Annotated in this window: 1 protein-coding gene; it reads right to left on the reverse strand. The window is 30.4% G+C overall.

Features of this window, described 5'->3' with window-relative positions; translation table 11 throughout:
- A partial coding sequence (locus AC1DWA_RS33265) for a glycosyltransferase (protein ID WP_477917726.1) occupies positions 1–500 on the reverse strand: 500 nt, incomplete at both ends.

A 500-nucleotide genomic window follows, 5' to 3' on the forward strand; every position in this document is an offset into this window, starting at 1 on the left:
ATTTAATGCGAACTCATTGAGCTTCACATTATCTTTTATCAAACTTTCTATTAATTTAGCAGCTTCTTCAATATCGCCCTGCCTATAGAGATAACCATTGTTATTATTATCTACGACTTCATTATTACCGGTGACATTTGTAGCTACTATAGGTAACTTGGAAGCAAGAGCTTCAATTAATGAATACGGTAAACCTTCATATAAAGAGGTGGTCAGAAAAACATCAAAAGTGCCTAAGATTTTAAAAGGATTATTATGAAACCCTAATAATATTATGTTTTCCTTAAAATCACTTTCATTAACATACTGTTGAATTTCTCTAAATTTAATTCCATCACCTACATATACAAACTTAACAACTGGATTCTTGCTAATAACTCTTTCAGCAATTTTCACAAACTCCAATGGATTTTTTTGATCATCCATTCTAGCAACTGTACCTATAATAAAATTCTCACCTTTTTTTACATTATTAGAAAACTCTCCTCCGATAGATAACC

It is taken from the genome of Rhodococcus sp. P4_F3_2 (assembly GCF_056401335.1).